The sequence below is a fragment of the Phormidium sp. CCY1219 genome (assembly GCF_035615515.1).
Classification (GTDB): domain Bacteria; phylum Cyanobacteriota; class Cyanobacteriia; order Cyanobacteriales; family Laspinemataceae; genus CCY1219.
In genome coordinates this window covers 1-522 of the sequence record NZ_JAJENT010000787.1, presented here as the reverse complement: position 1 = coordinate 522, position 522 = coordinate 1, and the positions used below count along the sequence as shown (strand labels likewise).

Genomic DNA, 522 nt, shown 5'->3' with positions numbered 1-522 from the left:
TAAGGGGGAGAACTCCTCCCTACGCATAAATGACGAGGGTTTCCGTTCTCCCCCTTACCAACCCTAATTTCTGATGATAGAAATTTTGCAACAGATTCCCGTGATTTACCTGGGATTGTTCGGCAGTTTGATGGCGGGGTTAAGTACCGGGTTGGGGGCGCTGCCAATTTTTTTCCTGGAGAAAATTAGCCCCCGAGTGCAAGGGATTTTGTTGGTATTTGGAGCCGGCGTGATGCTGGCGGCTACCTCTTTTTCCCTGATTATGCCGGGAATAGAAGCGGCGGCGCGCGATGGCGCGAGGAATGCGGCGGCGGCGATCGTGACGGGGGGAATGATTTTAGGGGGAATGTTTTTGTGGGTTGCCAATCGATATTTTCCCCACGAACATTTTATCAAAGGGCCAGAAGGAGCCAGTGCGCGGGCGTTAAAACGCATCTGGCTGTTTATCATCAGAAATTAGGGTTGGTAAGGGGGAGAACGGAAACCCTCGTCATTTATGCGTAGGGAGGAGTTCTCCCCCCT

General features: G+C 52.1%; 1 protein-coding gene. It reads left to right on the top strand.

Annotated elements, in window-relative coordinates; translation table 11 throughout:
• Positions 1 to 73: 73 nt before the first annotated feature.
• Positions 74 to 460 (top strand): ZIP family metal transporter, encoded by a 387-nt coding sequence (locus LKK83_RS24005; protein ID WP_324633931.1) that lies wholly within the window; start codon positions 74 to 76, stop codon positions 458 to 460.
• The last annotated feature ends 62 nt before the right edge of the window (positions 461 to 522 follow it).

Coding starts and splice junctions, on each gene's coding strand:
- LKK83_RS24005 (WP_324633931.1), top strand. CDS start 74: ATGATAGAAATTTTGCAACAGATTCCCGTGATTTACCTGGGATTGTTC.